This window comes from Paenibacillus sp. 1781tsa1, from assembly GCF_024159265.1.
Taxonomy (GTDB): Bacteria; Bacillota; Bacilli; order Paenibacillales; family Paenibacillaceae; genus Paenibacillus.
The window spans coordinates 6,669,083-6,683,501 of sequence record NZ_JAMYWY010000001.1 but is presented as its reverse complement, the minus strand read 5'-3'; the positions used below and the strand labels follow the sequence as shown (position 1 = coordinate 6,683,501).

Below are 14,419 nucleotides of genomic sequence, written 5' to 3'. Positions count from 1 at the left end.
TACAATTTGGTTAAAGCGGTTACATTAACCGAAAAAACCAAGGGGGTTGGGATTATGAGCAAAAAGACGATGGCCATACTTCTGTCATGGACGCTGGTTCTCGCCGTAATTTTATCCGGATGTAACAGTTCAAGTTCGGATCAAGAGGGTGAAACGGGCAGCAACGGCACAGATGGGAAAGTAACCCTCAAATTTATGCACCTCTGGCCAGCAGGCAGTTCTGCACAGCAAAATAAATTGGTCAACGATATCATCAAGCAGTATCAGACGGATCATCCGAATGTGACCATTAAGCAGGAAGTGCTGGAGAATGAACAATACAAGAACAAATTGAAAATCCTGTCCGCATCAAATGAACTTCCTGATGTGGGTGTAACTTGGGCTGCCGGATTTCTAGAGCCTTATGTAAAGGGCAATCTGTTCGCACCTCTCGATGATCTGCTCGGCGACTCGCTGGGTGAGAAATTTATCGCTGGAACAACCGAAGCTTATGCGATAGATGGCAAAACATATGCCCTGCCTATCGAGTTAAATATCTCCCCCATTTATTATAACAAAGCCATTTTTGCGAAATATAACTTGCAGCCGCCAGCAACGTACGATGAATTCCTGAGTGTGCTGAAGACACTGACAGAGAACGGTGAGGTGCCGATCGCACTCGGTAATAAAGACCGCTGGACTGGCTCACTCTGGTATATGTATCTGGCGAATCGGTTAGGTGGAGATGCACTGGAAAAAGCGATCAATGGCTCCGGCAAGTTTGACGATCCTGCGCTGACTCAAGCTGCTGCCGAGGTACAAAAGCTGGTGGATATGAATGCCTTCAACAAAGGCTTCAATGGGTTGTCCAACGATGAGGGTAAATCGGAATTCATGAACGAAAAAGCTGCCATGTACCTGATGGGCACCTGGGAACTGCCAAACTTCACGACCAACCCGGATATCCCGCAGGAATTCAAGGACAAGATCGGATTTTTCAAATTCCCAACGATGGAAGATGGCAAGAGCGATATTAACAGCTGGGTAGGTGGTCCAGGCGTAGGGCTGTTCGTGGCCCAGAATTCCAAAGTGAAGGAAGAAGCGCAGAAGTTCGTGCAATACTTTGTGGAAAAATGGGGTGAGAGCTCGGTGACGGAAGCAGGCGTCATCCCGGCAACCAAAGTGGATACGGCGGCAGTACAGCTGCCACAGCTCTACATCGACCTGCTGAACGAATTGAATCAGGCCAGCAGTCTCACACTCTTTGCAGACGTGCAGATGAAACCGGCAGCCGCTCAGGCACATCTGGACATGATTCAGGCATTGTTTGGCAAAGCGGTAACACCGGAGGACTTTGTGAAGAATCATCAGGCAGCGATTGATAAAGGCAATTGACGTACACGTGCTTGAACGCTTGAAGGGAGGATAATGTGATGGACAAAGTCATGTCCAACCGTCTCGTTGCTGCGATGTACGTGCTTCCTGCACTGCTTCTGCTGCTGGTCTTGGTTTACATCCCGATCGTGCTCACCGGGTATTATGGTTTGATGCAATGGGATGGGATCGGTGCAATGACCTTTATAGGATTGGATAATTACGCCAGACTGCTTCAGGACGGAACATTCTGGCAGAGTGCGAATCATACTTTTTTGCTTGCTTTGTTCTCCGCGCTGAGTCTGATCGGTTATCTGATGATTGCTTTGGTGCTGTCAGGCAAGATCAAGGGTGCCAATCTGTTCCGCAAAATATATTTGATCCCGATGCTGCTGTCTTCGGTCGCGATCGCCCAGTTATGGCTGAAGATCTATCATCCCAGCAATGGTGTGCTGAACACCTTTCTGGAAGCGATCGGTTTCAGTAATCCGCCAGCCTGGCTGGCGGAGCCATCCCTGGTACTATATGCACTGTTCGTACCGATTCTGTGGCAGTATGCAGGCTTCTATATTTTGATCTATTATGCGGCCCTCAAAAATATCCCGGAATCCCTAGTGGAAGCAGCCCGGATTGATGGGGCAAGCCCTTGGCAGATCGCTTTTCGAATCAAGCTGCCGCTTATTACTGAGGTTATCAAAGTGACCATTGTACTGGCTGTGGTAGGCTCACTCAAGTATTTCGATCTTATCTACGTGATGACCGATGGCGGACCGAATGGCTCCAGCGAAGTGATGGCCTCCTATATGTATCGTCAGGCGTTCCGTAGCTTCGACTTTGGTTACGGCAGTGCTGTAGGGTTCTTCCTGCTCTTGATCTGTCTGCTCGTTACCTGGCTGCTTCGTAAAGCGACAGCATCCAAAGATACGATCCAGTATTCCTGACGCTAGTTCGTGTCTGAAAACTCGCTGAAGTGCATCTTTTACCGCCTTTTCGCCCCCTGCTGCGTCACTTTCCCTTGACGTGCCCCCGGCACGCCTGCGGAAAATTTCCTTGCTTGGAACGAAAATTCGGCAAAATCTGCCACCTTCGGAGTTTCCAGACACGCCCTAGTGAAATGAAAGGAGGTCCATCCCGGTGAAGACGGATACGGCCGTTAGATTGCCAACTTACCCGGGGACAGACCGAGGTTCGGCATGGTTGAGAAGATTCGGCTATGTTCTACTATATTTCCTCTTGTCCCTGGTCGCTTTGCTGCAAATTTTGCCCTTGGTATGGCTGCTGTTGTTCTCGCTTAAGAATAATCAGGAAGTATTCGACATGGCGCCTTTTTCCCTTCCTGCTACTCCGCGTTGGGAAAACTATGTCAAGGTATGGACAGAGGGAAACATCAGCTTATACTTCTTCAATAGTGTATGGATTACGGTGGTTTCGGTGGTGTTCACAGTGCTGTTTGCCAGTCTGGTGACCTTTGCCATCACACGTATGCGCTGGAAGGGTCGTTCATTGGTATTGGGGCTATTCATGGTGGGTCTCATGATCCCTGTGCACTCCACGTTGATCCCACTGTTCAGCTTGTTCCTGAAGCTTCATCTCACAGATCATCCTTTGTCAGTCATCTTGTCTTACATTGCCTTTAATATGCCAATTACCATTATGATTCTACTGGGATTCTACTACGCGCTTCCCCGTGAAGTGGAAGAGGCCGCCGTGATGGATGGTTGCTCCGTGCATCGGATTTTCTTTCGGATTATCTTGCCGATGACAGCTTCGGTTATCTCCACAACGGCAATCATCAACATGATCTATAACTGGAATGAGTTCATCTTTGTTAACACGTTCATCAGTACGGATTCATACAAGACCCTGACCGTGGGGGTACAGAACTTTATCGGTCAATATACAACGGATTGGGGAGCCATTGGTGCGACGCTGATGATCAGCATTATGCCGATCCTGATTGCTTTTCTCATCCTGAGTAATCGAATCGTGGAGGGAATTGCTGCGGGTTCTGTTAAAGGTTAAAAAGTCGAGGACCCAAGGTCCTTCCATTACTTGCTTAAAAGCGAGTGGGGAGGGGCCTTTTTTGTCTTCTAAAACCTCTGGCAGTTGTATGGAAGCGAGGCTTAATGAAAACGTTGAAAATTCCTATTTATGGTATTACAAAAAACTTTCAACTATTTTCGCAAAACTACTGCATTTTCAAACTACCTGTGCTAACATACCCTAAGAATTAAAGCCCACATGGGAAAGGTGAGAAAATGACAGCAATATCCTCAACCAAAGAGTCCCTTCGTTCTGATGCCAAGGATCTGAATCTGATTCGACTGACATGGCCTATTTTCCTGGAACTCTTCTTATTTATGTTGATGGGGAGCGTGGATACGCTCATGCTCAGCTCGGTATCCGATAATGCGGTCTCCGGCGTTGGAGCAGCCAATCAGATTATTTCTATCGCTATCCTTGTATTGGAAGTCATTGGACATGGTGCTGCGATTGTAGTAGCACAATATATTGGATCGAAAAAGTTAAGTGAAGCAGCACAAGTGACAGGTAATGCGATTACGCTGAATCTTATCGTGGGGCTGGTCCTGAGCGGAATCTTTCTTCTGTTCGGAGGACATTTGCTATCACTCTTGAATATTCAAGGCGAAATTTATGATTTTGCCCGTTCGTATATAAATATTGTCGGTGGCGGGATCTTCCTCCAGGCACTCATTAACGCGCTGGCTGCGACGATTCGTACACATGGTTACACCAAAGAAACGATGTATGTCGCTGTATTCATGAATGTCATTCACGTTGTTGGTAACTATGCATTGATCTTTGGTCACTTCGGCCTGCCGAAGCTTGGGGTGGAAGGGGCAGCCATCTCCACGGTAGGAAGTCGGTTTATCTGCCTGCTGATTTTCTTCTGGTTGTTGTATCGTGTGAGCGAGGTGCGGGTGGATTTCGAATACTACATTAAATTGTCCAAACATTTCATTGGCAAAATTCTGCGGATTGGTATTCCGTCTGCGATGGAGTCCATGGTATATCATTCCTGCCAGCTCGTGTTCACGCTGTATGTGACCTATCTGGGCGCAGAAGCCATGGCAACCAAGCAGTATGCGGGCAATATCTCCAGCTATATCTACTTGTTCAGCATGGCGATTGGTATGGGGACATCGATCATTGTAGGCCGGCTTGTCGGTGCGCGGCGCAAAGACGATGCGTACAAACGTGTTTTTGACAGTGTAAAATGGGCGCTTCTGGCCACAGTCATCATTGATGTAATCATCATTTTTTTCCGTGTGCCGCTGATGAGCATATTTACGGATAATCCGGAAATTATCAAGCTGGGTGCTCAGGTGATTCTGCTTAGTCTGTTGCTCGAAACCGGACGTACCTGCAATATTGTAATCATTGGTTCCCTGCGTGCGGCAGGGGATGCGAAGTTCCCGGTATACATGGGTCTGATCTCCATGGTCTGCATGAGTCTGCCACTGGGGTACCTGCTCATATTCCAGCTTCATCTGGGGCTTGCTGGTGTATGGCTTGCCATTGCGGCGGATGAGTGGACCCGCGCGGTTATTATGTACTTCCGCTGGAAGAGCAGAGCTTGGGAGAAACATGAACTGGTGGAGCATGATGACGAAGAGGTTGGTGCACAGCCGGTACCGGCTGTCTGATTGTTGAGTTTTCGTATAGAGTCGGTCAAGGGCAATGTTGTCCCTGGATCGGCTCTTTTTTTGTTTTTGTGAGGCGTATATATACCCTTGTAACCAACGCTTAGTTACACCAACTCCGATGACAGAAGAAGCTCCGATTACGGTTATCTCGATATGTAGCAGAAATGATCAAAACGCCTTATGCTGAAGCACGTATAGTAAGGATATGGAAGGGGGATTTACCACAGTTGAGCCGATATCGTGCAATGATTCAGCAAAGTTTGTTCTATATTGAAACCCATCTGCATGAGGAGATCGGGCTGGAAGAAGTGGCATCCGAGGCGTTGTTGTCGCCCTATCATTATCATCGGGTTTTCCGTAATGAGGTGGGTATGACTGTGGTGGATTATATCCGTAATCGCCGGATGAGTCTGGCATCCACAGCCCTGCGATCCACAGATGCAGGCATTCTGGACATTTCCCTGGCATGTGGATTTGAAAGTCAGGAAGCCTTCACCCGCGCATTCCGCAAATTATATGGCATGCCACCAGGACGTTTTCGCAAATTGTTCGATCTGAAATTATTCGAAGGAAGAACCAGAGGAGGAGAAGTACCGATGAATCAGACGTCAAGGATTACAGGCTGGATGTTAACCGGAAGTCATCCGCAAAATTATGAGATGGGCATTGACCCTGCCGAAGTGCATCAGGGGAAAGCTTCAGGGTATTTGAAGGCAGTTACGCCGATGGAGCCTAACGAATTCGCAACAATGATGCAACAGTTCAGAGCGGACAAGTATATAGGCAAGCGGATGAAATTATCGGGATTCGTGAAGACCGAGCGTGTGGACGCGTTCTGCGGATTATGGATGCGTGTGGATAATCATGTCCATGATGTACTTCAATTTGATAACATGCATGATCGGCCAATTACGGGTACACAGCCATGGAATCAGTACAGTATTGTGCTTGATGTGCCGGAGGGCAGCGCGGTCATTTCGTTCGGGGTTATTTTGAACGGTAAAGGAAAAGTGTGGGTTGACAGCTTCCGCTTCGAGGAGGTTGATCTGAACACGCCGCTGACACATATGGAGACAGAGTACGAAATGTCGGACGAGCCGCTCAATCTGTCATTTGAGGAGTAAATGCAATATATGTGTAGATCCATTATCAAGCTGAGGTTATATGGGAATTATGATATAATGCTGGTGAGAATGGAGCTGATGCTGAGTGACGGAATTACTCGATCCACGAGTAGATTTTGTGTTCAAGCGCATTTTTGGAAGTGAGCAAAACAAAGATGTTTTGTTAGCTTTTCTGAACAGCACGTTTATAGAGACCGGCGAATCTCCTCTTACGGAGATCACTGTGGTTAACACGTATACAGATAAGGATAGTCCAGAGGATAAACAATCCATTCTGGATATTAAAGCAAAGACGGTAGAAGGCAAACTGATTAACATTGAAATGCAGCTGTTTAACCCGTATAACATGGAGAAAAGGACGTTGTTTTATTGGAGTGAGATGTACTTTCATCAGATAAAAAAGGGTGAAAACTACAGTCTACTAAAAAAATGCGTGACTATTAATATTCTCAATTACTCCTGTCTGGATAATGAGCGGTATCACAATGTTTTTCATTTACGAGAAGATCATACAGGTATTGGTTTGACGGATGATATCGAAATACATGTGATGGAACTAACCAAATTGGATCAGTATTCTGTTCCGATGGAAAAAGGCGGACTCGTGAACTGGTTATTATTCCTGAAAGGAATAGATACATCAAACTGGGAGGTGCTGGCCATGAATGAACCGATGTTGAAAAAGGCGATGGATACGCTGGAATTTCTGAGTCAGGATGCGTCCACCAGAATGGCCTACGATGCTCGAATGAAAGCATTGAGTGACGAAAAATCAATGATTGAAGGCGCACGAGCTGAAGGAGCGGCTGAAGGAAAGCGAGAAATGGCGCGTGAGTTACTTACACTGGGTGTAGACATGTCTGCTATAGTGAAAGCATCAGGGCTCTCCGAAGATGAAATCAACAAGTTGTTGCCTAATCAGTAACATGAATTGGGAATCTATAGATCAAGGGCTGATCCAATCACGGGTTGGCTCTTTTTGTTGCCTTTGGGGTATAAAGAAAGTAAAGCGAAGTCCAAGCTGAGAGGATGCAAGTCTCTCATACAAATTTCAATTCATCCGTAGCTAATTAACATAGACCTTGCTAACATAGACCCATAAACCAACTCATGACATAAATAAGAGGATGAATCCCATGAATAAAAAAGTGCTTGTGGTAGATGACGAATCAAGCATCGTCAGTGCCATTGCTTACGCGCTGCGGCGCGAAGGATATGAAGTTGAGACCGCAAGTGACGGCGAAGAGGCCTTGGTTAAGGTTGCATCGTTTCACCCGCAAGTCATGATTCTGGACGTCATGATGCCAAGGCTTGATGGATACGGTGTGTGCCGCAGGCTGGAGGACCGGGAGGATATCGGCATTATTTTGCTGACCGTCAAAAATGATATCGTAGACAAGATCGTCGGCCTGGAAATGGGTGCCGATGATTACATGACCAAACCATTTGAGATCCGTGAACTGCTCGCAAGGGTGAAAGCGCTCATGCGCCGTGTCGAGAAGAGCACTCCACCACCGGATGATGCGAAGAATCAGCCCATCGTGAATGGCACACTCCGTATTCATGTTGCTCACCGCACGGTGACCATGAATGAGGAGAAGCTGGATCTGACACCGAAAGAGTTCGATCTGCTGACCATTCTCATGTCCAATCCTGAACGTGTGTACACACGAGACGATCTGCTGGATCGGGTCTGGGGCATGGAATATGCGGGTGGGACACGTACCGTGGACATTCACATCCAGCGTTTGCGCAAAAAAATCGGAGATGCGGATCAGCAGAAATTGCAGACCGTATACGGGATTGGCTACAAAGCATCTGCACCTGAACCAGGCGGGGCCATATGAGAGTCAGCATCAAGCTGAAGTTCAGTGTTTTTCTGGCAGCCTTGCTAATCCTGACCGTGGTTGTGCTTAGTTCACTGGTTCTGCGCGGTATTGAACGGAATCAGCAGTCACAGATCGAGGGGATTTTATCGCAACAGATGCGTCTGGTCAATTTGAATGTGCGACAGTCCTACTACACAGAGTCCGTTCATCTGGAGCAGGACGTTTTTTTACAGCGAAATGGGCGCAGGCTGGCACAGGAACTGGCCAACTCTACCGGATTGCCAATTGCACTCTATAACATGACAGGCCAGCAGGTGGGAGCATCCTTCGCCTCTGGCGAGAGTGAACTCGTACAGGAAACGTTGGACTATGCGCTGCAAAATAAAATAGCTTATCATGAGCAGGGCGAGACCCTGCTCTATGCCGCACCACTGGATGGCCCGGATGGACAGATGGGCGCTGTATGGATACAATATCCTGTCCAGAGCTACCATGAGTTCTATACTCGCATCCTTCAACTGTTCATATGGGCAGGAATTACCGTGGTTGCGCTGAGCTTCATATTAGGTTATCTGTTCTACAATCGGTTTGCCGTTGCGATTACCCGGCTGAAGAGGTCCGCAGATTCCATTCGGGAAGGGAACTACATTACGGAGTCTCCTGTAAGGCGTAAGGATGAATTGGGAGAGCTGGGGCAAGGCATCTATTATATGAGTACATCCATTCAGCAAAATATCACAGCCATGCATGCGGAGCAGCAGAAGCTGCAACTGGCGATAGAGAAGCTTCAGGCGCTGGAACAGCAGCAGAAACAATATATCGGTAACATCAGTCATGAGTTCAAGACTCCGCTGACCTCGATCAAAGCTTATGTGGAGCTGCTCGACATGTATAAGGATGATCCGCAACTGCTTGATGATGCGACGAGTAACATTGGCAAAGAAACGGAGCGGCTATACGAGATGGTGGAGAAAGTACTGCATTTATCTGCTCTGGAGAAGTATGACTTCGAGAACCAGGCCGAAGATGTAGAGGTCAGTGCTCTGCTGGAGGATGCCTGTGGCCGGATGCGTGGGAAAGCGGAGAAGTTCGCGCTGAACATGGAACTGGATCTTGAACCGGCGGTGATCCGCAGTGATCGGGAGAGTCTTATGCATATCTTCATCAATATGCTGGATAACGCCATCAAATATAACATTCCGGATGGTGTGATCCGGGTGAAGAGCGAATTACAGATGCAGGAGCGTCAAGCGGTCATTCGCATCTATAACTCGGGTACGCCGATTCCGGCAGAGGCGCGGGAGAAGATTTTTGAACCCTTTTACACCGTGAACAAAGACAGGGCCAGAAAAACCGGCGGAACCGGGCTGGGATTATCTCTCGTAAAGCAATTTGTTGAAAAGCAAGGCGGTACAATCACCTTACTTCCAAGCAGTAAGAGCGATTCTCAGAATGGGGAAGGTGTGACTTTCCAGCTCATTTTCCCTTTGGCTGATTCAAGTTTACAAGTTCGAAACAAGTCTGAATAACTTTGGAAGTATGCCGTGTGTATGCTTGGTCTTATAGCAAGAGAAACCAGGGGGGACCATGATGAATTGGAAACAAGCAGCTTTGGGGACGTTTGGGGCCATTGCCCTGTTAACAACAGCAGCATGCGGGGGAACAACAGAGCCGGGGGGCAACGAACAAGGCGGGAAAACAGGCACTGATATTATAGTGAAAGATAATACCAACACGTCCGTGTATCAGAGCTTCAAGTTGGAGAAAATTGATAAATTGCCGAATATGCGCGGAATCGCATGGCTAAGTGACGACTGGATTGTATCCGACAAGGAGAACAAGTCCTTGAAACCCGTCACCGTTGAAGGCCAGGAAAGATATCCGCATAACTTATATATGTATGATCTAACCAAAGGTACAGACACACCGCTCAAGGAAAGTGAAGTCAGCCTGGGTGCACCGCTGGTATCACCAGATAGTCAGTACTTGTTCTACCGGGAGCCGGAGGAAAATACGGGTAAAGGTTACATTCTGAACCTGCATAACGGGGAGGTAATCCCCGCTGGTAAGGAGGATGGCTTCATCCAAGAGGGCGCATGGCTGGATAATGAACATGTCGTTTTTCCCAATATGAAGGGTGATCTGATCTCGGCAAGTGTGGATGGTACAACGAAAGTGCTGGTTGAGACAGGCAATTTCAATGTGCGGAGTATCAAGGTCTCAGGCAATATGCTCTATTATATTACGGGCGAAGACGGCCAGTTGAATGCATACGACGTGAAGACGGGTGACGTGAAACAGGTGCTGAAAAGTGTGGAATGGGTCATCCCTTCTAATGATGGAACAAGGCTTGCGATTGTGAAAAGAACGGCGGATACCAAACGGGCGCTCGTGCTCACCGATCTGGAAGGTAATGAGAAGGCCACACTCGCCAGAGGCACGCAGATCTTCGGCACCAGCTGGTCGGGTGATGATTCCAAGATTGCATATACGATCAACTCCGAGAATGACAATGAGAAAGGGCTGTTCGTCTCCAACACAGAGTCGGCTGAGCAGTTCCAGATCTCGGCGGATATGGACAACGCCTCTGACCCGCTTGCCTGGAGTCCGGAAGGCAATAAGATCCTGTTATCGCAGGCGGTATTGGAGAACGAGTCGTATCACTTTGTGACCTCGGTCATTACGATCTCGGAATAGGATGATTGTTGATGAAAGATATGTTCCATATCTTTCATCCCTTTCTATACATTTATATTGACTAAGCTATTCCGCTTCCGATAAACTAGAATGCAGGAATAAAAGTCGAATGTCAGACAGCAGTTCGAGACGAAGTTTCGGGCGGCTGTTTCTTTTCTTTTTACAAGTAAGGGTGCAACGTAGTCGTCTTGCCGGATGATCCGGCTCATAACAACATGGAATAGGAACAGGTGATATACATGTGTAACAGCGCGTATCGCGTGCTTTTATATTATAAGTTCGTGAAGATTGAAGACCCCGAAACGTTTACACAAGAGCATCTGCAATACTGCAAAGACCTCGGTGTGAAAGGACGTATCCTGATCGCATCCGAAGGCATTAACGGCACGGTATCCGGAACGCCAGAACAGACGGAACAGTATATGAAAGACATGCATGCGAACCCGCTGTTCAGTGATATGGTGTTCAAGATTGATGATGTGGAAGAGCATGCGTTCAAAAAAATCTTTGTTCGTCACAAAGCAGAGCTGGTTACGTTCCGCGTGGACGAAGATCTGGATCCAAATGTGATTAGTGGCAAACGCCTTTCTCCGAAAGAGTTCCATGAGCATCTGCAACGTGATGATGTCATCGTTATCGATGGTCGCAATGATTACGAATACGAAATTGGCCATTTCCGCGGCGCCATCCGTCCAGATGTTGAGTCGTTCCGTGAGTTTCCGGAGTGGATTCGGGAGAACCTGGGTGACATGAAGGACAAAACGATTATTACGTACTGCACTGGCGGCATTCGCTGCGAGAAGCTGACCGGGTTCATGATCAATGAAGGATTCCAGGACGTGGCTCAACTGGACGGCGGTATTGTCACGTACGGTAAAGACCCTGAAGTACAAGGCCATCTATTCGATGGTAAATGTTATGTATTTGACGAGCGAATCTCTGTACCGATTAACCGGACAGAGGAGGATATTGTCATTGCCAGCTGTTATCACTGTGGAACGACACATGACCGATATATTAATTGTCCAACCTGCAACCTGCAGCACGTAAGCTGCGAGGATTGCGAAGAGACGCATAACCGCTTTTGCTCGGATGCCTGCCGGGAGGCAGCACCGGTACACGCATAAGCAGGAGAGCAGGTGCTGATCGTGAAGCGCGAAGAGGAACGAACGACGCGTGAACGGATTTTGTTCATGCTGAAGCAGCAAGGTACATTGACCGCGAGGGAAATGACAGCTGATCTGGGTCTGACCGGCATGGCCATTCGTCGTCATCTGACGGCACTGGAGCAGGACGGCTGGATCGAGGTTCGGGAGGCCCGGGCAACGGCCGGACGTCCATCCTCGGTGTACCAATTGACGGTACGCGGGGACAGCTTTTTCCCAAAATCATATTCGTCCCTTACGCTGGAACTGCTTGAAGAATTGTCTGACTCAGCCGGGAGCGGTGTGGTGGATGCATTGTTCGAGAGTCGCCGGGACAAGCTGCTTCGCAGCGGATTGCCCCAGATGGAAGGCCAGGATCTGGCCGGACGGGTGGAGGAACTCGCGCGAATCCAGAATGCCAACGGATATATGGCGGATGCGTCCAGAGAAGACGATGGAACTTACGTCATTACGGAAATGAACTGCCCGATTGTGCAAGTTGCGAGTGTCTACAAGCAGGCTTGCCGCTGTGAACTGGAATTGTTCCGCTCGCTGCTTCAAGCTGAGGTAGAGCGTACCGAATGTTACGCCGATGGCGGTAAAAGGTGCAAGTATGAGATTCGCGAAGCGTCGGGAAACTGACTGGGGGGACGTTTGGGGACCAAAGCTGAAGTAAGATAACATAAAGTGAAAGGCAATCGACAGTACCAGCTGTCTGATGAGTCTGCCAGAGGAGCAAGGGATGGTTTCGACGTTTAGTCGAAGCTGTCCCTTTTTTTGTCGATTTTACCTTAACAGTTTGAAATGGTTGAGGACGAATTGCTCTAACGAAACCAGCAGATGCTATTTGGAGCTATATGGTCATTGCTGAAATGTAACGAATCGTAGAGGTGCTAATTCATCTGATTTAGCTCATTTTTGGGGTTAGAAGCTAATTTTAGTAGAGATAACGGCTCTCAGATTCGTTAGAGTTTTTATGTTGCAATTAATTGCATAATAAGGTGTTTCGGGTTCGTTAGCGCTTAATAGAATGGGGAGGCCCTCTCTTAATACAAAATTGCGCATAGTTCACAGTAACTATAAGTTTGAAATCGACATTTCAGGGTTACGTTTGTCAGAACAGTAAGTTATACTTCGACTTTCAGCGGAAATATATCAGTTAAGGTGGAATGTATAGGTTCTGATTCCAAGGCACCTGAGGATACTGTTCGGTTAACGTACTTTGTCCAACTACCTCGTCCGATTTTCAGTTCTTTTTTGATCTTATGTAATGTTTTCTATCACAACCAACCGATGAGAGTAAATTGGAAGCGGTTCAACCATTGACGTATATCGGGACGCCCCTTAATATTAGGGGAACAATATAACACCAACACGGTTCATGGACTTCAGTCGCATGACAAAAGTCTATATTTGTCTGCTTTTGTCGATCAAAGCAACAATGCGTTGAAGCGTTCGTTTTGTCCCACCCTATCGTGTCAATAGAAATCGATAAGGGTAACCACATTTTATAAGATGGAGAGGGGTTCTCACACATGAAAAAGAAATTTTGGATGTCACTGATGATGGTTGCTTCAATGATCGTTGCGGCAGGTTGCGGAAATAACAGCGGTACAAGCTCTGAATCCGAAGGATCGGGCAGTACAACAGGTGGAGGCAGCGAGGAAAAATCATATCAGATTGCCATCTCCCAGATTGTTGAACATCCATCCCTGGATGCTACACGCGAAGGTTTCATCGCAGCCCTGAAGGATGCGGGTATTGAAGAGAACAAGAACCTCAAAATCGATTACAATAACGCGCAAGGTGATTCGACGAACAACCTGTCCATTGCACAGAAAATCTCGGGTGATTCCAAAAATGATCTCGTTCTAGGAATCGCAACACCATCTGCGTTAGCTCTGGCTCAGCAAGTGAAGGACAAGCCATTGCTGTTCGCGGCGGTAACAGACCCACTGGGTGCCAAACTGGTAACCGATATGGACAAGCCGGGCGGAAATGTTACAGGTGCATCTGACACGAACCCGGAGGCCATCGTACAACTGGCTGACTTTATCGCCAAAAATCTGCCGGATGTAAAAACGGTAGGATTGGTCATTAACGAAGGTGAACCAAATGCGGTGGTTATGGCAGATAACGCAGAAAAAGCGCTCGCAACACATAATATCAAGCTGGTGAAAGCACCGGTTACGAATACATCTGAAGTAAAACAGGCAACGGATTCTCTTGTTGGCAAAGTAGACGCCTTCTACATCACACTCGATAATTCTGTCGTGAGTGCGGTTGATACGATCATTCAAACGGCGAACAGTAATAAAATTCCGTTCTTCTCCAGTGATCGGGATACCGTTGAAAAAGGAGCTTTCGCAACGGTAGGCTTCAAATATTATGACCATGGATATCAGGTGGGTGAGATAGCTGCGGACATTCTGAAGAATGGTACAAAACCTGGTGATATGAAAGTCACGGTTCCAGACAAACTGGATCTGATCCTGAACCTGAAAGCAGCGGAAGCCCAAGGCATCACGGTTACGGATGAGATGAAGGCGGAAGTAAAAGACCAGGAAAACAACATTATTCAATAGAATCAATTCATAAGTTAT

The 14,419-nt window shown here is 47.5% G+C and carries 12 protein-coding genes; all 12 read left to right on the top strand.

Going from position 1 to position 14,419, the window contains the following annotated elements; genetic code table 11:
• Positions 1-54: 54 nt before the first annotated feature.
• Positions 55-1,374 (top strand): extracellular solute-binding protein, encoded by a 1,320-nt coding sequence (locus NKT06_RS29855; protein ID WP_253441710.1) that lies wholly within the window; start codon positions 55-57, stop codon positions 1,372-1,374.
• Between the two features lie 38 nt (positions 1,375-1,412).
• Positions 1,413-2,294 (top strand): carbohydrate ABC transporter permease, encoded by an 882-nt coding sequence (locus NKT06_RS29850; protein WP_253441708.1) that lies wholly within the window; start codon positions 1,413-1,415, stop codon positions 2,292-2,294.
• 217 nt (positions 2,295-2,511) lie between these two features.
• Positions 2,512-3,375 (top strand): carbohydrate ABC transporter permease, encoded by an 864-nt coding sequence (locus NKT06_RS29845; protein ID WP_253442903.1) that lies wholly within the window; start codon positions 2,512-2,514, stop codon positions 3,373-3,375.
• Between the two features lie 236 nt (positions 3,376-3,611).
• Entirely contained in the window at positions 3,612-5,021 is a 1,410-nt protein-coding gene (locus NKT06_RS29840; protein ID WP_253441705.1) for an MATE family efflux transporter, read from the top strand.
• Between the two features lie 245 nt (positions 5,022-5,266).
• Positions 5,267-6,145, top strand: a complete 879-nt coding sequence (locus NKT06_RS29835; protein ID WP_483311639.1) for a helix-turn-helix transcriptional regulator — start codon at positions 5,267-5,269, stop codon at positions 6,143-6,145.
• An 85-nt stretch (positions 6,146-6,230) separates the two neighbouring features.
• Complete coding sequence (locus tag NKT06_RS29830) at positions 6,231-7,070, top strand: Rpn family recombination-promoting nuclease/putative transposase (protein ID WP_253441701.1); 840 nt, start codon at positions 6,231-6,233, stop codon at positions 7,068-7,070.
• A gap of 211 nt (positions 7,071-7,281) precedes the next feature.
• The gene (locus NKT06_RS29825) at positions 7,282-7,992 is read left to right on the top strand and encodes a response regulator transcription factor (RefSeq protein ID WP_253441699.1); all 711 of its coding nucleotides are present in this window, start codon (positions 7,282-7,284) and stop codon (positions 7,990-7,992) included.
• A complete protein-coding gene (locus tag NKT06_RS29820; protein ID WP_253441697.1) occupies positions 7,989-9,503 on the top strand; it encodes a sensor histidine kinase in 1,515 nt (504 codons plus the stop codon). Before NKT06_RS29825 ends, NKT06_RS29820 begins: the two co-directional genes overlap by 4 nt.
• A gap of 58 nt (positions 9,504-9,561) precedes the next feature.
• A complete protein-coding gene (locus tag NKT06_RS29815) occupies positions 9,562-10,671 on the top strand; it encodes a hypothetical protein (protein ID WP_253441695.1) in 1,110 nt (369 codons plus the stop codon).
• A gap of 239 nt (positions 10,672-10,910) precedes the next feature.
• Positions 10,911-11,798, top strand: a complete 888-nt coding sequence (trhO, locus tag NKT06_RS29810; protein WP_124116691.1) for an oxygen-dependent tRNA uridine(34) hydroxylase TrhO — start codon at positions 10,911-10,913, stop codon at positions 11,796-11,798.
• A 12-nt stretch (positions 11,799-11,810) separates the two neighbouring features.
• Positions 11,811-12,458 (top strand): helix-turn-helix transcriptional regulator, encoded by a 648-nt coding sequence (locus NKT06_RS29805; RefSeq protein WP_081745846.1) that lies wholly within the window; start codon positions 11,811-11,813, stop codon positions 12,456-12,458.
• Between the two features lie 893 nt (positions 12,459-13,351).
• A complete protein-coding gene (locus tag NKT06_RS29800; protein ID WP_253441693.1) occupies positions 13,352-14,401 on the top strand; it encodes an ABC transporter substrate-binding protein in 1,050 nt (349 codons plus the stop codon).
• Positions 14,402-14,419: the final 18 nt, after the last annotated feature.